Below are 25873 nucleotides of genomic sequence, written 5' to 3' on the forward strand. Positions count from 1 at the left end.
GGTTTTTGCGGCAACCATATCCCATGTTATGGCAAATTCACCTAGGTCAACTGGCAAAATTAAGACAGTTTTCAGCCAGGGTTGCCAGCAGCAATTATCAGTTCTTTTGTACCGATTAAGCTGGGAGTGTTAGCCCTGAGTAACCGCACTGGGGAATCGAAGAACAATAAAACATCTTGGGGAATGTAAAAATATATAAAAGTATGTGAAGATGTGCGGAATGTCGGTTATAAATTTTGGAGATATCTATTGGTTTTATCTCTGAGGTTGCGATTAATCACAATGTTTGAAACTCTATTATCTTCGATTTTGCTTACCCAGTCTGATTATTTCCATCTGACTCCCACTAATAAGGTGGCAGTGGAGAGAAGAATTGCCGAAAAAAGTTTTGGTTCCGATCCTCAGATTAATCCTAGGGAAATCTCCAGTATTTTGAATCTTCAGCCCCAATGTGGTGCGAATCCTGCTAATTCTCAGATTCAATGCACTTGGAAAGAAGGAAATAGACAGATAAAAGCCTATTGGTTAAAACCTTGGCGCTTTCAGCGCTGGCAATCTACGGGATTCTAGCTATATCTTGAGGTAATATCAGTTCTCAAAATGGATAGCTACCAAAAGGTGAGGGATGAACAACAAACTCTCAATAAATGAAGTTTCCCTCTCCGGGGAGAGGGGTTGAGGGGGAGATATTTCAATAACCGTGTTATTTGGGAAATTTAGGCAGCGATTAAAGATTTGCTCAAAGGTTGCCAACGGAAATATCTTTCCCCACCCAATTCGAGGACAAATTTTAACCGGGGTTCCTGTTGACTAAGATTAATTAAGTATTGTTTTTCTTCCGAGGATAAAACAAAACTTTCAATAATCCAAATCACTAAACCTTTAGATTTGGGGGGTAAATTTTCCAATTGATAGGTAGCAATGGGAGGAATAAAATAAACCGGTCCCACGGCTGCTTCCCGACCGATATTTTTTTTACCTAAATGGGGGGGACGGACTCCATGAATGCCGGTAAGATAGGCACTTAAATCGCCTAGACCTCTAGCGGTGATATGCAGGACATTGTAACCAGTGGCCCGTAAACGTCTTTGATAGCGTCCCTCGTAACCCCCTTCTAAGGGTGCGTAAACGCCTAAAGCACCGTATTGTTCCAGATCGCGAATAAATGGTTTTCCTGTGGTCAGTAATGCCATAGCTAGTAAAAAAAATCTTTTTCCCTATAATCGCACGTTTTGTTAAGTTGTGCGTCAGGTGAACAGAAAAAGACTTAAGATCAAAGATAGAGAGAGACAATCGCTACTCTCCCAAGGAGGCAATATGTTTCACGATCTCCTTTATCCCAACGGACTGCTTTATATCCTCATTAAACTAACTGTTTTAGCGTTAGCAGTCTTGCTCTGGTTTATGGTCGTTTCGGCCCCGGCTGTCTGAAAAAAACACTGCTCTTGTCTCAGGTTAGCCTTGTCTTCTACAATTAGCGTTCTATGCAATGGCTAAATTTTGTCGATGACTCCTGTTAAATTGCCGATCGATCCTTTTCTGAAACCCAACCTAACCACTAAGCTCCTAGGGGTTGGGTTGGTATTGACAATTATTTTTATCCTGATTGCCCTGTTTTCGCCCCTTCTGCAAGCGATCGGCCTGATTCAGGATCCAACCGACATTTTAAGCAATTATCCCCTACAAGCCCCCAGTTTTGCCCATTGGTTCGGGACGAATGTGCGCGGTTACGATGTCTTTTCCCGCACCCTATTCGGGGCCCGGGCGGCCTTGTCCGTGGTATTTTTGGCCACAGGATTGTCTTTAGTCATCGGGGTTCCTTTAGGGTTAATTAGCGGTTATTTGGGGGGTAAGATCGATCGCGTTCTCCTCTTCCTCATGGATACCCTCTACACCTTGCCGGGGTTATTATTATCGGTGGCTCTGGCCTTCGTTTTGGGTCGTGGTGTGGTCAATGTCGCCATCGCTGTTAGCATTGCCTATATTCCCCAATATTTTCGCGTGGTCAGAAATCAAACCGCCAGCGTAAAAAATGAGTTATTTATCGAAGCGGCACGAGCGATCGGCGCTAGTCCTAGCCGGATACTATCAAAATATCTTTTCTTTAATGTCGTCCAGAGTGTCCCGGTTCTTTTTACCCTCAACGCGGCGGATGCGATCTTGGTTTTAGGCGGTTTAGGCTTTTTAGGCTTAGGATTACCGGAAGAAGTGCCGGAATGGGGTCATGATCTCAAGGAAGCTTTGGCGGATTTATCTACGGGTATCTGGTGGACGACTTTATTTCCCGGATTAGCAATGACCACGATGGTGGTGGGTTTATCTCTGTTGGGAGAGGGGTTAAGTGAAATTTTAAACCCCCTGAGTCGTAAACGCTAAAAGCGAGGGCCAGAGTTCGAGAGAAATCATCTGAGGAACTTCCACACCCTCAGCCTCTCTGTCCGGTAACGATGTAGGATACCCTTTGGGCGATATTGGTGGCATGATCGGCCATACGTTCTAGATGACGGATTAGTAAAGCCATCAGCAGGATCGGTTCCACCACACCCTTAATATCTCTTTGATGGGCGAGAGTGTGATAAAGATAGTCATAGGCTCGATCGACCGTATTATCTAGTTCTTTGACCTTTGGACCGGCTTCTTGATCGAGGTCGGCCAGAGCAACCAGACTCGTGGCTAACATATACTGAGCATGGTGGGACATAGCCTCGATCTCATCCATACAATCGTGGGGAGTATAGGCGAATAACTTGAGCGCTATTTCAGCTAAATCCTTGGCATAATCGCCGATCCGTTCTAAATCGCGCACTAATTGCATAAAAGCACTTAAAAGCCGCAAATCTTGGGCTACGGGAGCCTGTAGAGTCATGAGAGTGGCACAATCTAACTCGATTTGACGATAGTAGCGATCGATTTCCTTGTCAAGGGGGGCGATTTTTTTCGCCATTTCCAAATCCCTAGCAAAAAGGGATTGATGGCTAAGACGAAAGGATTCTTCGACCAAGGTTCCCATTCTCAGCACATCCTGTTCCAATCGCTGGAGAGAACGAGCGAAATAGGTGCGATCGCGATGATTGGTTTCTTTGGATAGGCTCACGGTCAGATTCGCTTAACATAAAACTACTCTTTCTCTACAGTCATAACAAGAAAATTTTAGATTTTGCACGGTTGTCTAGAGAACTTGACAGAATTTTTTCTCCCCTCTCCCCAATTCATAATTCATAATTCATAATTCATAATTCCCACCTCCTTTTTTTGACGGGGGAGAGTGACTTGTAGGCGAGCGCCGCCGGTGTTAGGATCATTTTGAGCGACGATCGAACCGCCATGGGCTTGAATAATCTCTTTAGCAATCGATAAACCTAAACCGGTACTATAATCCTTTGTGCCTTGTTTTTGACGGGTGCGGGAAGGATCTCCGCGAAAGAGACGATCGAAAACGTAGGGTAGATCCGCTTCGTTAAATCCTTTGCCGTTGTCGATAACGTCAATTTTAAGCAATTTTTCCCCGATAGTGTCGGATATTTCCCGAATTTCTAGGCGTATTTTCCCTCGATCGGGACTATACTTGATGGCATTATCAAAGAGATTCAGGAAAACCTGCAGCAGACGAGAACGATCGACTTCCAGCGTCCAATCCACCGGAGAGGAATAATCTAAGCTAATCTGTTTTTGGGCGGCTATTGGGGTGACAGTCTGCCAAGCGGCGGTGATTAGATCCTGTAGATTAATCATCTGGTATTGTAAAGATCGACCAGCATCCGCTTGTAATTCGCTAATTTCTAGCCAATCGCAGACTAATTGGCTCAAACGCTCCACTTCTTTCGCCATTTGTTCTAACCAGCGTCTTTCGGGAGCTTGCAGGCGTTTTTGTAAAGCTTCGGTGAGGAGAGAAATGGAGGTTAAGGGAGTGCGTAACTCGTGCGTTAAGTCAGAGAAAGCTCGTTCGCGATTTTGCGATAATTCCACTAAAGGCTGTCTATTTTCGATAAATACACCGATTTGACCTTCCGGCAAGGGATAACCGTAACCTTTCAAGGCAATCGATTTAGGAGCAATCACTTGGTGATCGCTAATGGGAGTGACAGGATAATTAGTCGGGTAAAAAGTCCAAGTTTGCACCTGTGGACTCTGTTTTTGGCGAGTTTCTTGAATTAATTGATCTAATTCGTAGGAGCGCACCAATTCTAGCAGCAGACGCACTTGATCTGGCTGCCAGCGATCGAGTTTTAAGAGGGTTATTGCCTGTTGATTGCACCAGAGCAGTTGATTATCGGCATCCACATGAAGATAGGCGATCGGCGCTCTTTCTAGCAAGGATTTCTGAATTTCTAAGCTCTTTTCTCGCTCTTGCAGACTTTGGGAGAGAAACTGTAATTCTCGACGCACTAGGGAGGTAACGGGAAAAGAAGCCGACAAATCCGCCGAATCCGAGAGAGCGCTTAGGGTTCGCTTTAACTCTCTATTTAAGCGTGAGACTTGCCAGTAACAAATACTCAAACCTAAAACTACTCCCAAAATAAAAGCGAAAATAGTCATTGTCTGCGCGAGCGGCGATCGCTAATCGGGAAAATATAATCGCTCACCTAGCCAAAACGATAACCGAAACCGCGTACAGTAATCAGGTATTCCGGTTGACTGGGATCGATTTCCAGTTTTTCGCGTAACCAGCGAATGTGAACATCGACGGTTTTGGTGTCTCCTAAAAAATCTGGTCCCCAAATTTGTTCAATTAACTGCTCTCTTGACCAAACTCGGCGCGGATAACTCATAAATAGGTCGAGGAGACGGAATTCTTTAGGAGAAAGGCTGATTTCTTCATCTCGCACCGTCACCCGACATTCCTGGGTATAGAGGAGAACATCGCGGAATTTCCGCACGGGAGCAGCCGCTAGAGAAGTAAATCCTTGACGACGAATGAGAGCGCGACAACGAGCGACTAATTCTCGCATACTAAAGGGTTTAGTCAGATAATCATCGGCACCCACTTCTAAACCCAAAACTCGATCGGTTTCGCTGGCCTTAGCACTTAAGATTAAAATCGGAATAATATTGCCGTGATAGCGCAACAGACGGCAGATATCAAGACCGTTGACTTGGGGTAACATTAAATCCAAAACGACCAAATCAAACCGAGACTCACCGTGATTGGATTCTTGACTTTGCAGTAATTCTAGGGCAGCGCGACCATCACTAACACCGAGTGCCTCGTAACCTTCTTCTTGCAAAGCCAAAATAATCATATCCCGAATCACTTCTTCATCTTCGACGATTAAAATCCGATGATTGGGAACGAAATCCGCACTCGCCGACAAGGGGGGGTTGTCAAGGGTTAACATAAAAATACTTGATTATTCGTCCTAATTTTATCTCAATTTGTCAACCCGCACTCGTTTTGGAGAGGTAGAGCCGAATGTTATTACAGTTATCTACCTGGTTAGAGGTGGAATCCTATCTAGAACAATCTCAAGGAATTATTATTCCTATTGGTTCCACGGAACAACACGGGCCGACGGGACTAATTGGTACAGATGCTCTCTGTGCTGAGGCGATCGCTAAAGGAGTAGGGACACAGGTACAAGCAATGGTAGCACCGACCTTAAATGTCGGTATGGCCTTACATCATACGGCTTTTCCCGGTACAATTAGCCTTCGTCCTAGCACTTTGATTCAAGTCATCCTTGACTATGTGACTTGTTTAGCTAGAGCCGGTTTTCGTCAATTTTTCTTTATTAATGGTCATGGGGGCAATATTGCTACCCTAAAAGCAGCTTTTTCGGAAACCTATTATCATTTGGATTCCCTTAATTTGCCTAACACAAACGAGGTTAAATGTCAAGTGGCCAATTGGTTTATGGTGCGAGATGTTTATCTTTTAGCCAAAGAATTGTATGGAGAGCAGGAAGGTTCCCACGCTACACCGAGCGAAGTGGCCTTAACTCAGTATCTTTACCCTGAGAGCCTTAAAAATGCCTTTTTATCCGAAAAAGTGGCTTCTGGTCATGGTATTTACGGTGCGGCTAATTTTCGCCAAAATTACCCCGATGGTCGTATGGGTTCCAATCCTGCCTTAGCGACTCCCGAACACGGTCAGAGATTCTATGAATTAGCCGTGAAAGAATTGAGTAATACTTATCTGGAATGGCTCTCTTGTCCTTTGTCACCATGAAGATAACTGCTATAACCTAAAACACATCCACCCCCGCAAACCCTTGTATTTTGGCATTAGCAGCTTCCCCACAGCTGCGCGGGGTGGGGAATAATTTCCCCGGGTTAGCCAAACCTTTGGGATTAAAGCAATCCCGCACATAGCCCATAGTTTCTAAGTCAATCTCGTTGAACATAGCGGGCATATAACAATTTTTATCGATGCCGATACCGTGTTCTCCCGATAAACTGCCCCCAACCCGCACACAAAGTTTGAGAATTTCACCGCCTAATTCTTCCACTTCTTCCCAGGCCCCCTCTACCTTGTTATCGTAGAGAATCAACGGGTGTAAATTACCATCACCGGCGTGGAAAACATTGGCGATTTTATAGCCGTATTTTTCACTTAAAGCCTTAATTTCCTGAAGAACATACACCAATTGAGTGCGGGGAATCACCCCATCTTGCACAAAATAATTAGGGCTAATTTTCCCCGCCGCCGCAAAAGCCGCTTTTCTGCCCTTCCAGAGTTTCAAGCGGGTTTCGGCATCATTAGCCGTGGTGATATTTCTCGCCCCATTTTGACGGCAAATCTCGGCAACCCGATGTTTATTACTGGTTACTTCTACCCCTAAACCATCCAATTCCACTAATAAAACTGACTCGGCATCCCGGGGATAACAGCCGGTAGCTACCACATCTTCCACGGCGTTGATACTGAGATTATCCATAATCTCCATCCCCGCCGGAATCATTCCCGATTTAATAATATCCGCCACCGCTCGGCCCGCCGCCTCGATACTGGTAAAATCGGCCAGTAAAACACAGATAGATTCCGGAGTTTTCAGAATTCTTAAGGTGATTTCCGTGGCGATGCCTAAAGTTCCCTCGGAACCCACAAATAAACCGGTTAAATCGTAGCCCGGTTGTTCTGGTACTGCCCCCCCCACATCGATAATTGAACCATCGGGAAGGACGATTTTTAAGCCCATAACGTGATTGGTAGTGACACCGTATTTTAAACAGTGAACCCCGCCGGAATTTTCCGCCACATTACCGCCGATTGAGCAGATAATTTGACTAGAGGGATCCGGTGCATAATAAAATCCCGCCCCGCTTACCGCTTGCGTCACCCAATTATTAATCACCCCGGGCTGTACCACCACCCTTTGATTATCTAAATCAACCCTGAGAATCTGATTCATCCGCGCTGTGACGATGAGAATCCCCTCTTCTAAGGGTAACGCCCCTCCCGATAAGCCCGTTCCTGCCCCCCTCGCTACCCAGGCAATCTCGTTATCGTGACAGAGTTTCACCACCGCCGCAATTTCTGCGGTGCTGCGGGGCAATACCACAAGAGCGGGTCTTTGTCTGTATCCTGTGATACCATCGCACTCGTAGGTTAATAATTCATCTTTGCGACGGATGACTCCATCTTTACCGAGGATCGTTTCTAGCTGTTTGATCAGATTGGGGGAGATTTTCGGGGGATTTTTGAGTAACATAGGTTTCAGGGCGGCGGAGTCGCCATAAAATCGCTCTATAGGTTAAAATTTTGCAAAAAAGCCAGAAATGAAGCTTTAAAAACTGCTCTCTCCTATTTTACCACTAGAACCCCCTCCTCTGTAGAAATCGGGTGCATCTCGCACTTGCAGCAATACCGACAATCAGCAATTATCGGTGACTTTTAAATTATTACAGATATATCAGCAGCCGTCTGTAAGCATCCCACCGAAAAACTAATGCGCGGGGGGCTTGGGGGCGGCGCCACGCCCCCAACGGGGGGTTTGGGGGGTTCTACCCCCCAAAAGCTTGGATTGAGGAAAAAAATCGAAAGTAACGCCCGATTTTAGTAGAGAGTTTCCCCTTAAAAATCCCAACTTAGTAGATTTACAAAAATCAGATGCAGCCGCAGAAACCTGCAAGAGTCCGGATTATAGAGAAAATTCCCGATAAATTTCCCAGTGCTTACCGTTATGAATTAGGAGGGTAATTTGATCGATCATCACCTCAAAAAATAGCTCTTGATCAGCATATTTTGACCAAGCTTTCCAGAAATTATCTTTAGTTAAATCTCGGAAGCCAACGGTTAAATGGGGCGAAAAAGCTCGGCTTTTTGAGGCATTATCGCTGATATTCAAGGAAGATTCTAGCTGCTGTAAAAGCCGTTTTTGTAGGGTTAATAATTCTGGGGTTTTCTGGACATTAATATAAATGACTCGCGGTTTAAAGGCGGCAAAATTCTGGAGAATTAGGGGAATAGGAGCGTGCAAGCGGGCAAATTTCTCTAAACATCTTTCTAAATCCGGTAATTGTTCTAAATTCCACCGGAAAGGGGGTTGGAGAGTGACGTGGGGAGGCGATTTCAGGGCGGCGCGACTATTGTAAATTTCTGCAAACTCTACCTTGATTTTTGTGGCAATTTCCTGTACTTCTGGCGGCGGCAAAAGTGCGATAAAAAATAGAGATCCTTGGGGTTGATTCATGGAAGCAAGCAAAGCTACAGAAATGAAGCTGTCACCTCGATTCTAGCAGTCTTCAACAACTCTAGCTAATTGTATAGCTCTGTTACATTGCACCCTCGACAGCCAAGATTAATCGGTATAATTATAGGGTTGTTAATCCGTCCTAGCCTACTGAGAATTTATGCCCTGGTTTGTCAAGATAGAAAAAGGCATTGTTGATAAAGCTACCTTCGATCGCTATGTCAGCGCCCATAAGGACTATGTGCGTGATTTAATTAGCCAAGGACGAGCAGCAAAAACCGGTTATTGGGCAGAAAGGGGCGGCGGAATGTTATTATTTAAGGCCGATTCTCTTGAGGAAGCCCAAGCAATTATAGTTCGCGATCCTTTAATCGAGAATGGTTGTGTGGAATATGAACTACATGAATGGCGAATTGTCGTAGAATAATCCAGCTTTTCAGGGAACAGTGAACAGTAATCAGTAATCAGTGAAAAGACAGCAATGTTAAACTGTTGATTATCTAAATATTACTCGTTAATACTGCCTAGTATTAGGGAGATGGGGGTGGGGAGTGGAGTCAGGAGATGGGAGAGGGAAGATGAGGAGCTTTTTTGCTGTGAACTGAAAACTTACATCTGATAACTGATCACTGATAAGCTATACTAGGGGAATTGTGCTAACAGCGCGGTTGCTGCTGCCGATCATTAAATTGTCCCCAGTGAAATTGAGGAATTAACTTTGTCTAAACAAGATCTCATCGAAATGGAAGGAACCGTCACCGAATCTTTGCCCAACGCCATGTTTAGGGTGGATTTAGATAACGGTTTCAACGTCTTAGCCCATATATCTGGCAAAATCCGCCGTAATTATATCAAAATCCTCCCCGGCGATCGAGTCAAGGTGGAACTGACCCCCTACGACCTAACCAAAGGCAGAATCACCTATCGCCTGAAAAATCAAAAAAAATAGCGATAAATAGGGGTAGAGAAGCCAAAAAGTCTAATAAGCGGCCAAATTTATTTTAAAAAAATAGGTGACACGGGTAAAAGAAATCTGATATAATAATAAGCTTGCAGTGTTGCCAGAATACTTAGGCATGAAAGTTAGAGCGTCTGTCAAAAAAATGTGCGAAAAGTGCCGCGTCATCCGTCGGCGCGGTCGAGTCATGGTAATTTGTTCTAACCCCAAACACAAGCAGAGACAAGGTTAAATCACCAAAGTCACTGTCTTGGGGCAGAGAATCGTTACCGTTAATTGTAGTCGTTTTTGGAAAAAAAATCGTTCATAGGGAGAAAGAAAAAGCGTGGCAAGGATAGCTGGTGTAGACCTACCTCGCGATAAGCGTGTGGAAATCGCCCTGACCTACCTCTACGGAGTGGGTCTATCGCGTTCCCAAGAAGTCTTATCTGCGACGGGTGTTAACCCTGACACTCGGGTCAAGGATCTCAGCGATGAAGACGTGGCGGCGCTACGGACTTATATCGAAACAAATTATCAAATCGAGGGGGATTTGAGACGCTGGGAGGCGATGAACATTAAACGCCTCGCCGATATCGGCACCTATCGAGGTCGTCGGCATCGGCTAGGATTACCCGTGCGCGGGCAACGGACGCGAACCAATGCGCGGACCCGTCGCGGTCGTCGGGTGACAGTGGCAGGGAAGAAAAAAGCCCCCTCCAAGAAATAATTTTTTATTCATTGCGATATCCCCCAATCAAGAAAAACTATGGCGCGACCAACCAAAAAAACCGGACCGAAAAAACAGAAGAAAAATATTCCTACCGGAGTCGCTCACATTCAATCGACCTTCAACAATACCATTGTCACGATCGCCGATACCAAAGGCGATGTGATCTCTTGGGCATCGGCGGGATCGAGTGGTTTTAAAGGAGCCAAAAAAGGAACCCCCTTCGCCGCCCAAACCGCCGCCGATAACGCCGCCCGCCGAGCGATCGAACAGGGAATGCGTCAACTAGAAGTGATGGTTAGTGGCCCCGGGGCAGGACGGGAAACCGCAATCCGGGCCCTGCAAGGAGCAGGATTAGAAATCACCCTGATCCGGGACGTGACTCCCATCCCCCACAATGGTTGTCGTCCTCCCAAACGCCGGAGAGTGTAAACAGTGAACAGCTTTTTCAGGTGACAGGGATCTGGAGGCCGACAGCCGTTAGCTTTGAGCGCATCAGCAGCAGAATCGGGTCGTCAAAGACCATCTGCTCAAAAAGCTAAACGCCGAACGCTAAAGGCTGAAAGCCAAAGAAAACTGATAACTGATAACTGATAACTGAAAACTGAACAAGGGAGGTCAATCGGTGGCGCAATTTCAAATCGAGTGTGTAGAAGCAAAAACTTACAAGAATCAGAGTCAGTACAGTAAATTCGTACTAGAGCCTCTGGAAAGAGGCCAGGGTACGACCGTAGGTAATGCCCTGAGACGGATTCTCATTTCCAATCTGGAAGGGGCGGCCGTGACGGCCCTGCGGATCGCGGGAGTCAATCACGAATTTGCCACCGTCGAAGGAGTACGCGAGGACGTGATGGAACTCATGCTCAACATGAAAGAAATCATCCTGAAAAGCTACACCAATCAAACCCAGATCGGGCGTTTAGTGGCAACTGGACCGGCGACAGTAGTGGCGGCACAATTCGATTTACCCTCAGAAATCGAGATAGTTGATCGCAATCAGTACGTCGCTACCCTGGCCGAAGGGGCCAAGCTAGAGATGGAATTTCGCGTGGAAAAAGGCAAAGGCTACCGGGCGATTGATCGCAGTAAAGAAGAAGCCACTTCGCTGGACTTTCTGCAAATCGACTCAATTTTTATGCCCGTAACCAAAGTCAACTACAGCGTCGAAGATATCCGTTCCGAAAGCGGTCAAGCTAGAGATCGTCTGCTCTTAGAAATTTGGACAAACGGGAGCATTAACCCCAAAGAAGCCCTTTCCCAAGCGGCCGATATGCTGGTTAATCTCTTTAACCCGCTCAAGGATCTCAACGCCCTCGAAGCCTCCGGTAACTTTGACGACCAAGAGATCAACCAAGAAAACCAAATTCCGATCGAGGAACTACAATTATCCGTGCGCGCCTACAATTGCCTGAAGCGAGCGCAGATCAACACCGTAGCCGACCTCCTCGATTACAGCCAAGAAGATCTCTTAGAAATCAAAAACTTTGGGCAGAAATCGGCCGAAGAAGTCATTGAAGCCCTACAAAAACGGTTAGGAATCACCCTACCCCAAGAAAAAAGCAAGTAAACCCAATTCCAGGAAAATACCATGAGACATCGGTGTAAAGTGCCTCAATTGGGTCTGCCGGCTGACCAAAGAAAGGCACTGCTGCGCAGCTTGGCCACGCAGCTAATTCTACACGGTCAGATCACCACCACCCTAGCGAAAGCAAAAGCGGTGCGAGCAGAGGTAGACCACATTATCACCCTAGCTAAAGACGGTTCCCTGAGCGCCCGTCGCCAAGCCATGGGCTACATCTACGATAAACAACTGGTTCACGCCCTCTTTGAAGGCGCACAAGCCCGTTATGGCAACCGTAACGGCGGTTATACCCGGGTCGTGCGTACCCTGCGCCGTCGCGGGGATAATGCCCCCATGGCGATTATCGAACTGATGTAACGATGACAGCTTGCCCCCAGTCGCGGATCGCCCTAGTTATCCAGTATGTGGGAACTAATTTCCACGGCTGGCAACGGCAACCCCATCACAGGAGCGTGCAGGAAGAAATCGAGAAGGCTCTGGCCGATATTCTCGGTCATGCCGTCACTCTGCACGGGGCCGGACGTACCGATAGCGGTGTTCACGCCGCCGCCCAAGTTGCCCATTTCCAGCAGCAGAGTCCGATCCCACCTGCCCATTGGGCCAAGGTTCTCAATGCTCGGCTAGATGACGATATCGTCATTCGGGCCTCGGCTCAGGTTCCCGATCGCTGGCACGCCCGTTTCTCGGCCCTCTGGCGACGTTATCGTTACACCCTCTATACCGACCCCATCCCCAATCTCTTTGTTAGCCCCTTTAGTTGGCACTACTACCATCGTCCCCTCGATGCCGATTTGATGGCCAGGGCCTTACGGCCCCTATTGGGCAAGCACCATCTGGCCGCCTTTCACCGTGCTAACTCTAGTCGTGACCATTCTTGGGTAGAAGTACAGGGGGTGGAATGCTACCGTCAGGGGCCGTTTGTACAGATGGAAATTCAAGCCAATGGCTTTTTGTACGGGATGGTGCGCCTATTGGTGGGAATGTTGGTAGAGGTGGGAACCGGTGAGCGATCGCTAGAAAACTTTACCGACATCTGGGTCAATCAGCGCCGAGAATTGGTCAAATACGCCGCACCAGCTAAAGGACTATGTTTACTGCGGGTGGGTTACGCTGATTTTCCCTTTGCCGATAGCGTCTGGTGCGAGACTCAGCCTCTTTATTATTTCCGAGCATAGAGATTCAAAGTTTATTTTTGTAAACCAAGGCAAACTGACCATGAACAAAACACCTCTACCAAATTTAGAGACTCTAGAGCAGAAATGGTACGTCATTGATGCGGCCGATCAGCGTCTAGGTCGTCTGGCCACCGAAATCGCTATGATTCTACGGGGCAAAAATAAAGCCACCTTCACCCCCCATCTGGATACGGGGGATTTTGTCATTGTTATTAACGCCGAAAAAGTGACGGTGACGGGCAAAAAACGCCAACAGAAAGTTTATCGCCGCGACTCCGGCAGACCGGGTGGTATGAAGGTAGAAACCTTCGATAAACTGCAAAAACGCATTCCCGAACGAATTATCGAACACGCTGTTAAGGGAATGCTCCCGAAAAATAGCTTAGGTCGGAAATTGTTCACGAAACTGAAAGTTTATGCCGGTGCGGAACATCCCCATCAGGCACAACAACCGGAAGTTTTAGCGATTAATACGATTCCCGCAGGAGGAAATTAAGTCAATGCAAGCCACGGACAGTAAAAATAAGGTAGTTTATTGGGGAACGGGACGACGCAAATCGGCGGTCGCTTCCGTGCGTCTGGTGCCGGGGACGGGGGCAATTACCGTTAACGGTCGCGATGGGGAAACCCATTTTAACCGCATTCCCACCTATATCCAGACGATTAAAGCTCCTCTGGAGACTTTGGGACTGGAAAATGAGTACGATATCATCGTTAAGGCCGAGGGCGGTGGTTTGACCGGCCAAGCGGACGCGGTGAAATTGGGTGTCGCTAGAGCTTTATGTCAATTAGCACCGGAAAATCGTCCTCCCCTCAAGAGTGAAGGTTATCTGACCCGGGATCCCCGGGCGAAGGAACGGAAAAAATACGGTCTTCACAAAGCGCGCAAAGCGCCTCAATACTCGAAACGTTAGGTTAATAGAGAGGTTTATTATGCCGAAAAAAATTCATCCTACTTGGTATCCGGAAGCTAAGGTGATCTGTAATGGTGAACTGGTGATGACGGTGGGTTCGACAAAACCAGAAATTCATGTGGAGGTTTGGTCGGGTAATCATCCTTTTTATACGGGAACCCAGAAGATGATCGATACGGAAGGCCGGGTCGATCGCTTCTTGCGTAAGTACAAAATGGGCGATAAGTCAAGCAAAAAGGCTGAGCAGAAATAATTCTTTACTTTTGCCTTTTTGACCCGGTGGGGAGATTTCTCCGCCGGGTTTTTTGCTATTTTTAGGCTGGTAGAGTCTTGCTCGCTATTCTGGGACTTTCGGAAATCCCTGACCGAATCTAGATTCTGAAACCCTTGCTTGACAAGGGAACGCTAACTTTTTTTCTAATAAAAACTCAAATTTCTGGTTTCTGTTAGTTAGGGTTTGCGGCAAAAAGTTTTTCCTGGTGGCAGGGTGTGGGGTGTGGGGTGTGGGGTGTGGGGTTTTACCCATTTTCAGGGAGTCAATTACCAAGGGTTTGCTGAATAATGGTAAAACCCTTTTAAAATAAGGCTTTTGACCTGCTAAAATCCGATGTTCATGCTGCGAAAATAGGATTAAGACCTTCAAAAACCTTGCATTATCCTTCTTTGAGTATACAAACTGGTACAAAAAAAAGAGGACAACAAAGCCTGAAACGACCGGCTACTGACTCTTGACTCTTGACTCCTAACCCCACCAACAAACTTTTTGCCGCAAACCCTACCTAATTTTCAGGGAAAAAGTCCCTAAATTTCCCCCCAATCACTCCAATCGCTGGCACTTTTTGATTTCAAAAAAGCCTAAAGATATTATCCAACAAGGTTTTTAGATTTATTCAGCAAACCCTAGTTAGCGATAGCTTGAAGACTTACCCCATAAGAGAGCTAGAGTTTAGAGACTGTAAGACTTTTGCCAGAGTCCTGAAAGAGCGCTCACCTCAAATCTAGAAAACTAAGGCTCTCTTAGTACCATAATTCGGGGATCAGGTCATAATAACCAGCTTGGGGCGGTGGATAAACACCCGCTTCGATTTTTTGGATAATAGTCGGCCAAGCTTGCCTAAAAGCGGCAGAGCGCTCGTTGGGGTGCAGAGTCCAACCCTTGGCATTGGTGAGAGTGGCGCGATAATAGTTGCTTTGTTCTAGGGAGCGAGAAACCATAATTTCCCAAGAGTCGAGTTTTCCTTTGCCGGTCAAAATATTGCCCCAAGCTTTTAAACCATCGGGTAAGTGATCGAGAAAGGTATTTTTATAAGAGCGCCAGAGGGGGGTCATCGGTAAAAGGCGATCGTAGCGACGACAATTAAGTAGATAGGCACGGCTGCCAAAAAATTTAAATTGATAGAATCCGTCGGGATTTTTTGTGCAAGGATGCTGAGAATAAATCGTACCATCGGGCCGCGGTGGACCGGACAAAGGACGCACAAACATCATTTCTGGATGGGTTTCCATTAACTCGATCCCTTCGCGGATCCAACTGTAATCCGGTTCTTGGTAGAGCATCATGTCACTGTCATAATGGACCATATAATCACTGCGACAGGACTCGATTTTGAAGATTGAGCCAAAAATCGGATAACCTTTGTAGTTATGGGTGGAACGGAGGGGACTGCCGAAATGCTTTTGATAGATACGCTGACGATAGCTGGGATCGTAGTTAAAATCCACTAGGCGATCGATTATGCCATCTTCAACTAATTTTTCACCACAGGCTCTTAATTCCTCCATTGTACCCAGTCCGGGGCGATTAACCTTGTCCCCGCTTAAAGGGGCTGTGTCAATAGCGAGTACCTTTTCCTGGAAGGGAAACTGACTCATTTTGACTAGATGGGGAATAGTGTTCATCATAAACCAGACATCGGTTCGCGCCGTAAAAAACCAGAGCGAACAACTTGGCAATCCCATTTTGTATAAACCTCACTTTTGTTTGGGTCTTAAATGGGATACATTATAGGGGAATCTTAGCGACAAGTTGACACAATTCCTGATTAACCTATGACTATAGCCCTCGATCGCTTACCCCAATCTTGGCAGGGTTTAACCCATCGTTTAACTTATAAGTATTTTCAGGTACGCATTGATACACCCAAAGACCCCTATAAAATTCTCTTTCGTCCCCAACCCTATCAGGTTTTATTTATCCTTAGCCATATGCGATCGGGTTCGTCTTTATTGACCCATATCCTCAATTCTAACCCTGAAATTATCGGTTTTGGCGAAACTCATCTGGTTTATGAGCGTGAACAGGATTTTAAAGCTTTAATGTTTAAACTCTACTGGCGTTTGAAAGATTTAAACATGAATCATAAATATATTTTAGATAAAGTTCTTCACGATCAGAAGTTTTTGGATCATAGTTTTTTACAATCTGATGCGGTTAAGACCATATTTTTACTACGAGAACCGAAGCGCACTTTAGCTAGTATTCTAGATATTAAACCCCATCACAATGAGCAGCACGCCCTGGGTTATTATACTGGTCGTTTAGCCACCCTAGAAAGTTATGCTCGATTAATTAACAGCCAAGAAAAGAGTTTATTTATCACCCACGATCAGGTATTAAACCAAAGTCAATTGGTCTTTAATAGTTTACAAAGTCATCTCGATACTAAAACAGGATTTTCTGAAGAATATCGAGTTTTAAAAACCACTGGCACTCGTGGGATAGGGGATTCCTCCGAGAATATCAAAGCGGGTAAAATTATTAAACAAGCCAGAAAATTAGATATAGAAATTTCCGACGATGTTTTAACCCAAGCCCAAAAAGCCTACGATCAATGCTACGAAACCCTCAGCCATTATTGTCATTGTATCTAAGCTGAATTGGGGATTAGCAATAGCCTTGATTCTCTCCTCCGCGTCCAAAGAAAACCCCCCTAACTCAACCCTAAGTTGAGCCTTTAGCCAGTCTGATTAGCCTTCAATATTAGCAATTGTAAAGCCCATCTGACACTCGTAGAGATTGGGCTGTTGGCTTCCTCCTTTGCCCAAGGAGTGACCACAGCCTAGTTTACCCTCTCGCCACCGGGGTTGCCCCTGCTGGTTGGCTAAAAGACAGCCCTGACACACAGAACCCGTATCGAGAATGTGTTCGTCGGTTAAAATAACTAACATGACGTTCACCCCCATTGATCTCCGATCATTCTTATCTCCATTGTAAGAGGTTTTTTCTGAGATGTAGTGCCGCGCTATACAGTCCGCTACTTTTTGGCTTTTTTTCGCCTGGAATCTTCTTATACAAGGTATTTACCGATCAATTATGAATGCTCAGAAGATGAGGCAGCTCTTCTAGGTTCTGTGTGAGGATGTTATAATATTAATACAGAATAGGAGGTAGGTTATGGGGATAAATTTTGATCAACTCCTCGATTTACCAAATGTAACAGTGGTCAATTATCAAAAAATTGAGAAGATATTAAGACTTAAACAATTTAACAACAACCAGCGGAAGTCATGGGAGATAAACCCTGTATTCGTGGTTAGCGAGTCACCCTCAGAACCTAACTAAAAAACTTTATGAACGCACCCGAATTAGCCATTGCTACCGTTGGTTTAACGAAACAATTTGACCGCCATGGTGCTGTTAATCAAGTGGATTTACAGATTGAAGCGGGGGAAGTTTACGGGTTAATCGGTCCAAATGGAGCGGGAAAAACCACTTTAATTAGGATGTTAGCGGCAGCAGAAGAACCGACAACGGGAGAAATATATCTGCACGGAGAACGTCTTTTAAGAGATGAGAGTAATCCCCGTATCAAAAGAAATTTAGGTTATCTACCCGATAATTTTCCCCTCTATGATGACCTAAATGTCTGGAATTATCTGGATTATTTTGCCCGTCTTTATCATATCCCTCGCTCCCAACGTCATCGCCGCATTTATGAGGTTCTAGAACTGGTACAATTAACCAATAAAAGCCATAATTTGATCGCTACTTTGTCCCGGGGAATGAAACAACGTTTAAGTTTAGCCCGAACCATTATCCATGAACCTTTAATTTTACTTCTCGATGAACCGGTTTCTGGATTAGACCCGATCGCTCGCCTACAATTTCGTGAGATTATTAAAGTCTTACAATCGGCAGGTATGACTATTTTAATTTCTTCCCATGTCCTTAGTGATTTAGCCGAACTTTGTAGTTCTGTGGGTATCATGGAATTAGGTTATCTAGTGGAAAGTACCTCTTTACAAGAATTAAATCAACGTCTAGCAGGTCAATACTTGCAGATTACGACTCTAGGCAATTTAGAAGCCTTAGAAACCGCTCTTAAACAATGTGTTTTTGTGGAAAGTTGGCAAAAAATTATTAATACTAATACTCTCCGGGTTAAATTTACGGGAACCCTAGAAGATAGTGCCGAATTGTTGAAATCTTTAGTCGTTTCTGGTCTGACTTTAAGCGAGTTTTATACTTGCAGCGAAGATTTAGAAACTATTTTCCTAAAACTGGGACATCGACAGGCATCTTAAGGGGAAATAATAATTTTAAATCTAGGATAGTAACTTTTCGACTAATTGAATTTGCTCCTGACTAAAACCAGCTTCCTTCAGATGTGCCAGAAACCATTTTTGGCGATAACGACCGTCTAAATCCCTAGCCTTTCTATAGGTATCCCGCGCTTTTTTACTATCACCTTGGTCTAAATAAACCATTGCCAAAGCCACAAGAGGATGGGGATTATTTGGCTCTAATTTAACTGCTTTTTCAGCGTTAGTAATAGCTGACTTAAAATCTTTTAGGCGATGATAGGCGAGGGATAAATTATAGTAGGCGATTTCATTATTGGGTTTTAAATTAGCGGCTTTAGTATGAGTGACTACGGCTTTTTCAAGATCACCAGCCACTAGATAAACAATACCCAAAGCATTATAAGCGGCCACATGATCGGGGGCAATTTTAATCGTTTCCTCTAGGGTCGTTTGTGCCGCTAAAGGTTGTTTAGCGAGGTGTTGTGTCCAACCTAAAATTACTCTCCCGTCCAGATGATTGGGGTTTAACTGTACCGATTTTTTTAAAGCCTCAATACTTTTGATAAAATCTCCCTGTTGACGATACTGTAATCCCAATTGACGATAACGATTAGCGGCTTTAATGTCCGATGGGGAAATAATCGGACTGGGAGAAGGAGAAATGATTATCTTAGCCGTAGGTTCTTTTTTAGGGGGAGAGGGGGGACTACAGCCCCAAAAAACCGGGGAACTAAAGATGATCGAGATAGTCAGGAGTCGATAACTATTCATGGGACAATTAATACCAGTCCAATTGTTAAGGGTGTCATCAAATTATGAATTATTCCCCCGAATCCGTGCAACGGCTGCTCGATTCCGATGATTATGGCGATCGCTTATCGGGAGTTAATCAACTGCGTTATTTAGCCCCAGAAATCGCCTTCGAGATGTTACAGCCTGTAATTAACGATAGTAACGCTAGGGTGCGTTATTCGGCGGTAAGTCAGTTAGATATACTCGGTCATCAGAATCTTGATCTGACCTTAACTATTCTGCGTGATCGTTTGTTAAATGATCCGGAAGCAGACGTGAAAGCGGCCGCGGCCGATGCGATCGGGGGGTTAAAATTAACGGCAGCCTACGATGATCTGGTGGCCGTCTATCAACAATCCAGCGACTGGTTAATTCAATTTAGCATTGTGGCCGCTTTGGGCGAATTGGGGGAACCCCGGGGCTTTGAACTGCTCGAAATCGCCCTAAACTCCGATAATGAGTTGGTAAAAACGGCCGCCGTTAGTGCTTTTGGGGAACTAGGCGACCCTCGCGCCGTCTCTTTACTCGTTCCCTTGGCTAGTGATGATGACTGGCAACTGCGCTATCGTCTCGCTCAAGCTTTAGGTCGCTTAGGGGGGCAAGATGCGATCGCTATTTTGACCCAGTTAACCGGCGACAAAAGCGCCCAAGTCGCCCAAGAGGCCCGCAATAATCTCGTTCAAGGGTAATGCAGAATAGTGGATTTTTGTCAATACTATTTACAATAAACTTTAATTAAGAATCGTTAACAAAGGTAAAGCGATGAAACAATTTACCCGTCTAATCTTGCTCGTCAGTCTCCTCGCGGGGGGCTGTTTCTCTCCCTCAATTGCGATCGCTGATAATTCCGGGGGGGCAATCGTGAGCAAGAATTCACAGGTTAACGAACTACTGCGTCAAGCGCGGCAATTGGTCAGAAATGGCAATTATGGAGAAGCTATAGCCGTTTACGAGCGAGCTGCCGCCCTTGATGGCAATAATGCCAAAATTTTCTCCGGGATCGGCTTTTTACAAACGCGGCAAGGGGATTATAACGCCGCCGCCCAAGCATACCAAAAAGCTTTAAGTCTCGATCCGAGTAATCCCGACTTTTTCCATGCTCTCGGTTATAGTTTGGCTAATATCGGCGATTATGACAATGCAGCCACCGCTTACTACTACGCTATCCAAATAGAACCGAAAAACGTCCAACACTACCTCGGTTTAGGGGTGGTATTATTACGGCAAAAAAACTATGCTAAAGCAGGCGAAGTTTACCAATGGGTTTTAGCTCTCGATCCCAATAATCAGCAAGCCCACGAAATCATGGGCAAAGCCTTGATTGAACAGAATAAAAGCAGCGAAGCCCTCGATTTTCTCCAAAAATCCCTGCAAAGATTCCCTAACAATAGTGAATTAAGATTGCAACTGGCCAGCCTTTTGCTCAAACAGGGCGATTTAAATGGCGGAACCCAGATTTTAAAAGAAATAGAACGACAAAATGCAGGAAATTTTTTAATTCAGCTAAAAATAGGGATTTTACTCGAAAAACAAGAGCGTTTTGACGAAGCTCTCCCCTTTTATCGTCGGGCTGTTTTCCTGCAGCCCCAATCTTTGGAAGCACAAGCGGGAATCGGTCGCATCCATCTGGCCCGAAAAGATTATCTTGCAGCAATTATCGCCTATCAAGATTTGGCCGAAATCGCCCCCAATAACGCCGATGTCTATCTTAATCTCGGTCGGGCTTACGCGGGCCGGGGACGAAAAAAAGAGGCGGAGGAAGCTTTTAAGCAAGCGCGAGCGGTTTATGTCCTGAAAAATAATCAATCTGGCCTGGAGGAAGTGGATGCCCTGCTGAAGAAGTTGCTTGAGTAAAACCAGATCAGTGATCAGTGATCAGTTAAGTAGCTGGTTATAATTAAATTAAAAATGGATTTTGCCTTTAATCCCCCCTTGATCCCCCCTTGATCAGGGGGGCATCTGATAATTTTTAACGCCTACCTACTTATTTGCTAATTTTACTAACTAGCGACAATATATTCCTTGACGTTGGCCCGGCGACGGCGTAAATGAGCTAGGGCCTGGTGTTCTAATTGTCGCACTCGTTCCCGACTGATGTTCATTCTCTGACCGATTTTGGCTAGGGATAACTCTTTGCCATCGGTTAAACCGAAACGGAGAGTAATCACTTCCCGTTGTTGGGGGGTTAATTCGGCCAGGAGATTGGCTAAGTCTTGCCGTAATAACTCTTGGGTGATGAAGGTATCGGGAGAAACTCCGCTATCTTCTAATAATTCCGACAATTCCGTATCTTGGTTATCGCCGACGCGCACATCAAGGGAGATGGGTTGACGAGCCATACTGAGATATTCGCGGATTTGAGCGGGTTCTAGCTCTAATTCCAGGGCAATCTCGGCGGGAGTGGCACTTCTGCCCAGTTTTTGGGCGAGTTCGCGCTGGGTTCTTTTGATTTTATTCAGTTTTTCGGTGATATGGATGGGTAAACGAATGGTGCGGGCTTGTTGAGCGATCGCACGAGTAATCGCTTGCCGAATCCACCAGTAAGCATAGGTAGAAAATTTATAACCTTTGGTGGGATCAAATTTCTCTACACCTCTTTCTAATCCCAGACTACCCTCTTGAATTAGATCTAGGAATTCCATGTTCCGCTTTTGATATTTTTTGGCGATCGCAACCACCAAGCGGAGGTTAGCTTCAATCATTTTCCGTTTAGCTCGATCGCCAGTTTTCAAGGCGCGATCCAGTTCATTTTCGCTTAAATTCACCGAATCCGCCCACTCCAAGCGCTGTGGTTCCCGTCCTAATTGTTTCGATAGTGCTTCTTTCGCTTCTAACAGGCTCATCATCCGTTGGACTTGTTTGCCGTAAATAATTTCTTGTTCATGAGTTAGGAGGGGAACCCGCCCAATTTCGTGCAGATAGGTACGCACCATATCGGCATTGAGGGTGGGCTGTGGTTGAGTTTGGTTGGTTTTTGCTGTGGGCATTGGTTTGGTGGTGACTCCTTGACACAGAAAAAGTCTGTTACTATTCCGACTCGCGGGTGAGTCTGGCTTATCTGAAGTCGGTATGAGTTCGATTCGGAATTCCTTTGATTGTATCCTGCGCTTTTAGACGCAGACAATCCCCTAAAGGTTCAAAGCTAATTCATTCTTTGGTATGATGTTAGGTTTATCCTTTTTCCCCCAACATTTAGAACAAAAGTATTACAGCCTAGAACTATCAACTACAATCGCTTGTTTTTGGGTCGCTTTTTCCCGAATCCTCGGCAGTGCCGCTGATACTGTTAGGTAAGATTACAAGACAAAAAGGTGATTTTCCCGATTAGTCATAAACAATTTGGCTGACTTCCGACCCTTTCGCCCTCAGCTTTGAGAGGAAGACTAACAGCCGAGAACCGACTTCTATATATATAATGACTGATCAAAACCAGCAAAGGGAGATGTAATTTTTGCGGATTCCCGAACTATTTTCTGTAGTATTTGTTACAAAATGCCAAATTAGCCGCGATTGAGAATCGGGAAAAATTGTTATAAAAATTATGATTGCTAGGAGGGTAATAACTATCATAGAGACAGCAGGGCGGAGATCGGGATAAATTATCGTTAAAACCAAGCTCGATCGCAATCTCCACAATGCCGTTCTGTGGAACTCCTGAACAATGAGGACTTACTATGACTAAAACCGTCGTTATCGATCCCGTCACCCGGATCGAGGGCCATGCCAAGATCTCGATTTTCCTTGACGATGGGGGGGAAGTGGATGACGTGCGTTTTCATGTGGTCGAGTATCGCGGTTTTGAGAAATTCTGCGAGGGACGGCCGATGTGGGAGATGGCGGGAATTACTGCCCGAATTTGCGGGATTTGTCCCGTTAGTCACCTACTTTGTGCCGCCAAGACCGGCGACAAAATTCTAGCGGTGCAAATCCCCCCTGCGGGGGAAAAACTGCGGCGCTTGATGAATTTGGGACAGTTAACCCAATCCCATGCTTTAAGCTTTTTCCATCTTAGCAGTCCCGATTTTCTGCTTGGTTGGGAAAGTGACCCCGCCAAACGGAATATTTTCGGTTTAATCGCCGCCGATCCCGACCTAGCGCGAGCAGGCATCCGTTTACGTCAATTTGGACAGAAGGTTATCGAACTTTTGGGAGCCAAAAAAATTCACCCCGCTTGGTCCGTCCCGGGAGGTGTCCGTTCCCCTTTGAGCGAAGAAGGGCGACAATGGATTAAAGAACGACTGCCGGAGTCTAAAGCGACTCTTTACACGGCTTTAAACCTGTTTAAAGGACTTCTAGACAATTTAACCACAGAAATCGCCGCTTTTGGTAATTTCCCTTCTCTGTTTATGGGATTGGTCGGTAAACGGGACGAGTGGGAACACTACGGTGGTCATATTCGTTTTACCGATAGTCAAGGCAATATTGTGGCCGATAACCTGAGCGAAGACAATTATCGCGATTATATCGGCGAATCAGTGGAAAAATGGTCTTATTTGAAGTTTCCCTACTATAAACCCCTCGGTTATCCCAACGGGATCTATCGGGTTGGTCCGTTGGCCCGCTTAAATGTTTGTTCTCATTTTGGCACGGAGGGAGCAGATATCGAGTTACGCGAATATCGCCATCGGGTCGGTGGTGTAGCCACCTCTTCTTTTTACTATCATTATGCCCGATTAGTCGAGATTTTAGGCTGTTTAGAGCGTATCGAACTTTTAATCGACGATCCCGATATCGTCTCTAAACGCTGCCGCGCCGAAGCCGGAATTAATAGTCTGCAAGGGGTGGGAGTTAGTGAAGCGCCCCGGGGTACTTTATTCCATGATTATAAAGTGGATGAAAATGGTTTGATCGAAACGGTGAATTTGATTATTGCCACGGGTAATAATAATTTAGCCATGAACCAAACGGTGAAACAAATCGCCCAACATTATATCCATGGTGGCGAAATTCCCGAAGCAATGTTAAACCGCGTGGAAGCGGGTATTCGTTGCTATGATCCCTGTTTAAGTTGTTCCACTCACGCTATGGGACAAATGCCGCTACAGCTAGAGTTAGTTAATGCAGCCGGTGAGGTGATTAATACTCGACAAAGGGGTTAATTATCTAAGTTGTTAGGGTGTTAGAAAATAGGGCAAATTCCTCCTAACACCTGGGGCTATTTCATTCTAGATGATAGAATATTGAGGTAAAATAAAAACTAATAGAATATAGTCATTTTTTAATAACCAGATTTAGTAAGCTGTTCGTAATTTAAATTGCTTGTTGAGACGAGGCAGGAGGCAATAGGCAATAGTAAAGCGATTGGAGGAGATTCGGATAATCTAAGAATAAGCGGTTTAAATACGTCTTAGCTTATTAATTGAAATGACTATATTAACCTCTCACAATAAACCGCGATAGCGGATAAAAACGAGGATTACTGCCCAGGAACCTAAAGCTACTTTAACGGCGACTAAAATGTTTAGTATCGGTAAAAGACCGCCACTAAAGAGCGCCCCTAATTCCCCGTGGGGTAACTCAAATCCTGAGAGAGTAATGGCGGCTAAAACAATAAAAACTAAGACGGAAATTTTCTCCCATGTTGCCGCTTGCCAACGGCGATAAATTGCCTGCATCCATTCGGGAGACGAGGTAATGGCTATTAACCCAATTGCCGTACCTCCGGCGACTCCGGCGGCAAAACCTCCCCCTGGACTTAAATGTCCGCGGATAGCTAATTCAATGCCCACTAAAGCGGCAATTGTTGCCCCTAAACGGGCTAAAATAATTGAAGGTTGGTCAGTAAATTGATGGATTTTACTGGCGGGTTTTTCGGTGGCTAGAAGAAAATTCGCACCCATAATGGCAATGGTAAAAACAATCACTTCATAGATGGTATCGTAAAGACGATTACGAAAAATAACCACCGAAACCGCATTAGGAACACCGCCGTCGCGCACTAGGGATTCAACAATTTCTAAGGATGATATAGAGGAAGCAGTATTGGGAATAATTACCATTTTGACAGCGAAGGCAATGGCGGCTAGAGTATAAATCCATTTCATTAGTGTTTCTCCTCTAATTTTGGGGTTTCAATACAAGTTAAAGTTGTGTTGGCTGCCGTTAATTCATTTTTAAAAATATCGTAGAGATAGGGTAATCTAATTGTGGTTTCGTAGGGGATAGTTTCTGGATTGTCTTGACGGATACAGACGGCATGAACATCTTTATCCCTAAGTGCCTGTTGCAAAGCTTGTTTATCACTGTAGGCAACTAATTCTAAACGCATAAAACGCTTACTTAAAACCGTTTGTAGTTGAGTTTTTAACTGTTCTAAAACCGTATCGGTTTCCTCGGCAATTACTCCTAAACGCATCACTAAAGAGGAACGAATCGCCACCGCGTAGAGAGTTACAGCTAACATGGTTCCCATCAAAGCCTCGGTTAAAGATACATCTGCCGCCCCTAATAAAGCATAAACTAAGGCTGCTATTGCCCCTAAAACCCCGCGAATTACTAAAGCTTGGTAGGGATTGGATTGTAACATCACCATCGCCGCAGTTAAAGGCAAGAGGGCAACAATAACATAGAGATAACTTTCATTCATCTT

At 45.3% G+C, this 25873-nt stretch carries 31 protein-coding genes; 19 read left to right on the forward strand and 12 right to left on the reverse strand.

What is annotated here, in order from left to right; translation table 11 throughout:
- Positions 1-282 precede the first annotated feature (282 nt).
- The gene (locus N0824_RS02515; protein WP_108935575.1) at positions 283-570 is read left to right on the forward strand and encodes a hypothetical protein; all 288 of its coding nucleotides are present in this window, start codon (positions 283-285) and stop codon (positions 568-570) included.
- A 146-nt stretch (positions 571-716) separates the two neighbouring features.
- On the opposite strand, the gene N0824_RS02520 is transcribed toward N0824_RS02515, so the two are convergent.
- Entirely contained in the window at positions 717-1193 is a 477-nt protein-coding gene (locus tag N0824_RS02520) for an NAD(P)H-quinone oxidoreductase subunit N (protein ID WP_002747620.1), read from the reverse strand.
- 313 nt (positions 1194-1506) lie between these two features.
- Here N0824_RS02520 and N0824_RS02525 point away from each other — a divergent pair, with 313 nt between their 5' ends.
- On the forward strand, positions 1507-2376 hold the full coding sequence (locus N0824_RS02525) for an ABC transporter permease (RefSeq protein WP_108935576.1): 870 nt from the start codon (positions 1507-1509) through the stop codon (positions 2374-2376).
- Between the two features lie 49 nt (positions 2377-2425).
- Here the strand turns inward: N0824_RS02525 and phoU are convergent, their stop codons facing one another.
- From phoU to N0824_RS02540, 3 genes are all read right to left on the reverse strand, one after another.
- Complete coding sequence (gene phoU, locus N0824_RS02530; RefSeq protein ID WP_108935577.1) at positions 2426-3094, reverse strand: phosphate signaling complex protein PhoU; 669 nt, start codon at positions 3092-3094, stop codon at positions 2426-2428.
- Between the two features lie 122 nt (positions 3095-3216).
- Complete coding sequence (locus N0824_RS02535) at positions 3217-4536, reverse strand: cell wall metabolism sensor histidine kinase WalK (RefSeq protein WP_108935578.1); 1320 nt, start codon at positions 4534-4536, stop codon at positions 3217-3219.
- 47 nt (positions 4537-4583) lie between these two features.
- A complete protein-coding gene (locus N0824_RS02540; RefSeq protein WP_108935579.1) occupies positions 4584-5336 on the reverse strand; it encodes a response regulator transcription factor in 753 nt (250 codons plus the stop codon).
- 74 nt (positions 5337-5410) lie between these two features.
- Between N0824_RS02540 and N0824_RS02545 the strand changes: the two genes are divergently transcribed.
- Positions 5411-6166 (forward strand): creatininase family protein, encoded by a 756-nt coding sequence (locus N0824_RS02545; RefSeq protein ID WP_108935580.1) that lies wholly within the window; start codon positions 5411-5413, stop codon positions 6164-6166.
- Between the two features lie 16 nt (positions 6167-6182).
- Here N0824_RS02545 and glcD read toward each other — a convergent pair whose 3' ends face one another.
- Together glcD and N0824_RS02560 are read right to left on the reverse strand one after the other, a co-directional pair.
- The gene (glcD, locus tag N0824_RS02550; protein WP_108935581.1) at positions 6183-7649 is read right to left on the reverse strand and encodes a glycolate oxidase subunit GlcD; all 1467 of its coding nucleotides are present in this window, start codon (positions 7647-7649) and stop codon (positions 6183-6185) included.
- 429 nt (positions 7650-8078) lie between these two features.
- Positions 8079-8630, reverse strand: a complete 552-nt coding sequence (locus N0824_RS02560) for a 2'-5' RNA ligase family protein (protein WP_108935583.1) — start codon at positions 8628-8630, stop codon at positions 8079-8081.
- A gap of 160 nt (positions 8631-8790) precedes the next feature.
- On the opposite strand from N0824_RS02560, the gene N0824_RS02565 reads away from it, so the two are divergent.
- The 11 genes from N0824_RS02565 (at position 8791) to rpmE (ending at position 14221) form a co-directional block, all read left to right on the forward strand.
- Positions 8791-9057, forward strand: a complete 267-nt coding sequence (locus tag N0824_RS02565; protein ID WP_108935584.1) for a YciI family protein — start codon at positions 8791-8793, stop codon at positions 9055-9057.
- A gap of 291 nt (positions 9058-9348) precedes the next feature.
- Entirely contained in the window at positions 9349-9579 is a 231-nt protein-coding gene (infA, locus tag N0824_RS02570) for a translation initiation factor IF-1 (RefSeq protein WP_002737109.1), read from the forward strand.
- Between the two features lie 127 nt (positions 9580-9706).
- Complete coding sequence (gene rpmJ / locus N0824_RS02575) at positions 9707-9820, forward strand: 50S ribosomal protein L36 (RefSeq protein ID WP_012593611.1); 114 nt, start codon at positions 9707-9709, stop codon at positions 9818-9820.
- Positions 9821-9913: 93 nt separating this feature from the next.
- Entirely contained in the window at positions 9914-10297 is a 384-nt protein-coding gene (gene rpsM, locus N0824_RS02580) for a 30S ribosomal protein S13 (protein WP_002735415.1), read from the forward strand.
- A 39-nt stretch (positions 10298-10336) separates the two neighbouring features.
- Complete coding sequence (gene rpsK, locus N0824_RS02585; RefSeq protein ID WP_002735413.1) at positions 10337-10729, forward strand: 30S ribosomal protein S11; 393 nt, start codon at positions 10337-10339, stop codon at positions 10727-10729.
- A gap of 193 nt (positions 10730-10922) precedes the next feature.
- Entirely contained in the window at positions 10923-11864 is a 942-nt protein-coding gene (locus N0824_RS02590; RefSeq protein ID WP_108935585.1) for a DNA-directed RNA polymerase subunit alpha, read from the forward strand.
- A 21-nt stretch (positions 11865-11885) separates the two neighbouring features.
- The gene (gene rplQ, locus N0824_RS02595) at positions 11886-12236 is read left to right on the forward strand and encodes a 50S ribosomal protein L17 (RefSeq protein ID WP_002760055.1); all 351 of its coding nucleotides are present in this window, start codon (positions 11886-11888) and stop codon (positions 12234-12236) included.
- Between the two features lie 2 nt (positions 12237-12238).
- A complete protein-coding gene (gene truA, locus N0824_RS02600; protein ID WP_108935586.1) occupies positions 12239-13054 on the forward strand; it encodes a tRNA pseudouridine(38-40) synthase TruA in 816 nt (271 codons plus the stop codon).
- Positions 13055-13094: 40 nt separating this feature from the next.
- Positions 13095-13550, forward strand: a complete 456-nt coding sequence (gene rplM / locus N0824_RS02605; protein WP_002780818.1) for a 50S ribosomal protein L13 — start codon at positions 13095-13097, stop codon at positions 13548-13550.
- A 4-nt stretch (positions 13551-13554) separates the two neighbouring features.
- Positions 13555-13968 (forward strand): 30S ribosomal protein S9, encoded by a 414-nt coding sequence (rpsI, locus tag N0824_RS02610; RefSeq protein WP_002737094.1) that lies wholly within the window; start codon positions 13555-13557, stop codon positions 13966-13968.
- A gap of 19 nt (positions 13969-13987) precedes the next feature.
- Complete coding sequence (gene rpmE, locus N0824_RS02615) at positions 13988-14221, forward strand: 50S ribosomal protein L31 (protein ID WP_002801083.1); 234 nt, start codon at positions 13988-13990, stop codon at positions 14219-14221.
- A gap of 764 nt (positions 14222-14985) precedes the next feature.
- Here the strand turns inward: rpmE and N0824_RS02620 are convergent.
- Positions 14986-15927 carry a hypothetical protein gene (locus tag N0824_RS02620; protein WP_108935587.1) on the reverse strand — a complete coding sequence of 314 codons (942 nt, stop codon included), beginning with the start codon at positions 15925-15927 and terminating at the stop codon, positions 14986-14988.
- Positions 15928-16017: 90 nt separating this feature from the next.
- Between N0824_RS02620 and N0824_RS02625 the strand changes: the two genes are divergently transcribed.
- Complete coding sequence (locus N0824_RS02625; RefSeq protein WP_108935588.1) at positions 16018-16839, forward strand: sulfotransferase; 822 nt, start codon at positions 16018-16020, stop codon at positions 16837-16839.
- A gap of 96 nt (positions 16840-16935) precedes the next feature.
- On the opposite strand, the gene N0824_RS02630 is transcribed toward N0824_RS02625, so the two are convergent.
- Positions 16936-17136 (reverse strand): hypothetical protein, encoded by a 201-nt coding sequence (locus N0824_RS02630; RefSeq protein ID WP_002735656.1) that lies wholly within the window; start codon positions 17134-17136, stop codon positions 16936-16938.
- 402 nt (positions 17137-17538) lie between these two features.
- Between N0824_RS02630 and N0824_RS02635 the strand changes: the two genes are divergently transcribed.
- Positions 17539-18492: an ABC transporter ATP-binding protein gene (locus tag N0824_RS02635; RefSeq protein ID WP_108935589.1), complete on the forward strand. Its 954-nt coding sequence runs from the start codon at positions 17539-17541 to the stop codon at positions 18490-18492.
- Positions 18493-18513: 21 nt separating this feature from the next.
- On the opposite strand, the gene N0824_RS02640 is transcribed toward N0824_RS02635, so the two are convergent.
- A complete protein-coding gene (locus tag N0824_RS02640) occupies positions 18514-19263 on the reverse strand; it encodes a tetratricopeptide repeat protein (protein ID WP_108935590.1) in 750 nt (249 codons plus the stop codon).
- A gap of 44 nt (positions 19264-19307) precedes the next feature.
- Between N0824_RS02640 and nblB the strand changes: the two genes are divergently transcribed.
- Together nblB and N0824_RS02650 are read left to right on the forward strand one after the other, a co-directional pair.
- Positions 19308-19973, forward strand: coding sequence for a phycobilisome degradation protein NblB (gene nblB / locus N0824_RS02645; protein ID WP_108935591.1), 666 nt, complete (start codon positions 19308-19310; stop codon positions 19971-19973).
- 73 nt (positions 19974-20046) lie between these two features.
- Positions 20047-21138: a tetratricopeptide repeat protein gene (locus tag N0824_RS02650; RefSeq protein WP_108935592.1), complete on the forward strand. Its 1092-nt coding sequence runs from the start codon at positions 20047-20049 to the stop codon at positions 21136-21138.
- 146 nt (positions 21139-21284) lie between these two features.
- On the opposite strand, the gene N0824_RS02655 is transcribed toward N0824_RS02650, so the two are convergent.
- Entirely contained in the window at positions 21285-22271 is a 987-nt protein-coding gene (locus N0824_RS02655) for an RNA polymerase sigma factor, RpoD/SigA family (protein WP_002737778.1), read from the reverse strand.
- Between the two features lie 687 nt (positions 22272-22958).
- On the opposite strand from N0824_RS02655, the gene N0824_RS02660 reads away from it, so the two are divergent.
- The gene (locus tag N0824_RS02660) at positions 22959-24383 is read left to right on the forward strand and encodes a Ni/Fe hydrogenase subunit alpha (protein WP_108935593.1); all 1425 of its coding nucleotides are present in this window, start codon (positions 22959-22961) and stop codon (positions 24381-24383) included.
- Between the two features lie 282 nt (positions 24384-24665).
- Here the strand turns inward: N0824_RS02660 and N0824_RS02665 are convergent, their stop codons facing one another.
- A complete protein-coding gene (locus N0824_RS02665) occupies positions 24666-25328 on the reverse strand; it encodes a Na(+)/H(+) antiporter subunit B (protein WP_108935594.1) in 663 nt (220 codons plus the stop codon).
- Entirely contained in the window at positions 25328-25870 is a 543-nt protein-coding gene (locus N0824_RS02670; protein ID WP_108935595.1) for a DUF4040 domain-containing protein, read from the reverse strand. Before N0824_RS02670 ends, N0824_RS02665 begins: the two co-directional genes overlap by 1 nt.
- Between the last annotated feature and the right edge of the window lie 3 nt (positions 25871-25873).

Source organism: Microcystis sp. 0824 (assembly GCF_003112475.1).
GTDB lineage: Bacteria > Cyanobacteriota > Cyanobacteriia > Cyanobacteriales > Microcystaceae > Microcystis > Microcystis aeruginosa_C.

Bases quoted from the DNA above. Each gene is read 5' to 3' on its own strand.
- N0824_RS02515 (WP_108935575.1), top strand. From the start codon at position 283: ATGTTTGAAACTCTATTATCTTCGATTTTGCTTACCCAGTCTGATTAT.
- N0824_RS02520 (WP_002747620.1), bottom strand. From the start codon at position 1,193: ATGGCATTACTGACCACAGGAAAACCATTTATTCGCGATCTGGAACAA.
- N0824_RS02525 (WP_108935576.1), top strand. From the start codon at position 1,507: ATGACTCCTGTTAAATTGCCGATCGATCCTTTTCTGAAACCCAACCTA.
- N0824_RS02535 (WP_108935578.1), bottom strand. From the start codon at position 4,536: ATGACTATTTTCGCTTTTATTTTGGGAGTAGTTTTAGGTTTGAGTATT.
- N0824_RS02540 (WP_108935579.1), bottom strand. From the start codon at position 5,336: ATGTTAACCCTTGACAACCCCCCCTTGTCGGCGAGTGCGGATTTCGTT.
- N0824_RS02545 (WP_108935580.1), top strand. From the start codon at position 5,411: ATGTTATTACAGTTATCTACCTGGTTAGAGGTGGAATCCTATCTAGAA.
- glcD (WP_108935581.1), bottom strand. From the start codon at position 7,649: ATGTTACTCAAAAATCCCCCGAAAATCTCCCCCAATCTGATCAAACAG.
- N0824_RS02560 (WP_108935583.1), bottom strand. From the start codon at position 8,630: ATGAATCAACCCCAAGGATCTCTATTTTTTATCGCACTTTTGCCGCCG.
- N0824_RS02565 (WP_108935584.1), top strand. From the start codon at position 8,791: ATGCCCTGGTTTGTCAAGATAGAAAAAGGCATTGTTGATAAAGCTACC.
- rpmJ (WP_012593611.1), top strand. From the start codon at position 9,707: ATGAAAGTTAGAGCGTCTGTCAAAAAAATGTGCGAAAAGTGCCGCGTC.
- rpsK (WP_002735413.1), top strand. From the start codon at position 10,337: ATGGCGCGACCAACCAAAAAAACCGGACCGAAAAAACAGAAGAAAAAT.
- rplQ (WP_002760055.1), top strand. From the start codon at position 11,886: ATGAGACATCGGTGTAAAGTGCCTCAATTGGGTCTGCCGGCTGACCAA.
- truA (WP_108935586.1), top strand. From the start codon at position 12,239: ATGACAGCTTGCCCCCAGTCGCGGATCGCCCTAGTTATCCAGTATGTG.
- rplM (WP_002780818.1), top strand. From the start codon at position 13,095: ATGAACAAAACACCTCTACCAAATTTAGAGACTCTAGAGCAGAAATGG.
- rpsI (WP_002737094.1), top strand. From the start codon at position 13,555: ATGCAAGCCACGGACAGTAAAAATAAGGTAGTTTATTGGGGAACGGGA.
- rpmE (WP_002801083.1), top strand. From the start codon at position 13,988: ATGCCGAAAAAAATTCATCCTACTTGGTATCCGGAAGCTAAGGTGATC.
- N0824_RS02620 (WP_108935587.1), bottom strand. From the start codon at position 15,927: ATGGGATTGCCAAGTTGTTCGCTCTGGTTTTTTACGGCGCGAACCGAT.
- N0824_RS02625 (WP_108935588.1), top strand. From the start codon at position 16,018: ATGACTATAGCCCTCGATCGCTTACCCCAATCTTGGCAGGGTTTAACC.
- N0824_RS02630 (WP_002735656.1), bottom strand. From the start codon at position 17,136: ATGTTAGTTATTTTAACCGACGAACACATTCTCGATACGGGTTCTGTG.
- N0824_RS02635 (WP_108935589.1), top strand. From the start codon at position 17,539: ATGAACGCACCCGAATTAGCCATTGCTACCGTTGGTTTAACGAAACAA.
- N0824_RS02640 (WP_108935590.1), bottom strand. From the start codon at position 19,263: ATGAATAGTTATCGACTCCTGACTATCTCGATCATCTTTAGTTCCCCG.
- nblB (WP_108935591.1), top strand. From the start codon at position 19,308: ATGAATTATTCCCCCGAATCCGTGCAACGGCTGCTCGATTCCGATGAT.
- N0824_RS02650 (WP_108935592.1), top strand. From the start codon at position 20,047: ATGAAACAATTTACCCGTCTAATCTTGCTCGTCAGTCTCCTCGCGGGG.
- N0824_RS02655 (WP_002737778.1), bottom strand. From the start codon at position 22,271: ATGCCCACAGCAAAAACCAACCAAACTCAACCACAGCCCACCCTCAAT.
- N0824_RS02660 (WP_108935593.1), top strand. From the start codon at position 22,959: ATGACTAAAACCGTCGTTATCGATCCCGTCACCCGGATCGAGGGCCAT.
- N0824_RS02665 (WP_108935594.1), bottom strand. From the start codon at position 25,328: ATGAAATGGATTTATACTCTAGCCGCCATTGCCTTCGCTGTCAAAATG.
- N0824_RS02670 (WP_108935595.1), bottom strand. From the start codon at position 25,870: ATGAATGAAAGTTATCTCTATGTTATTGTTGCCCTCTTGCCTTTAACT.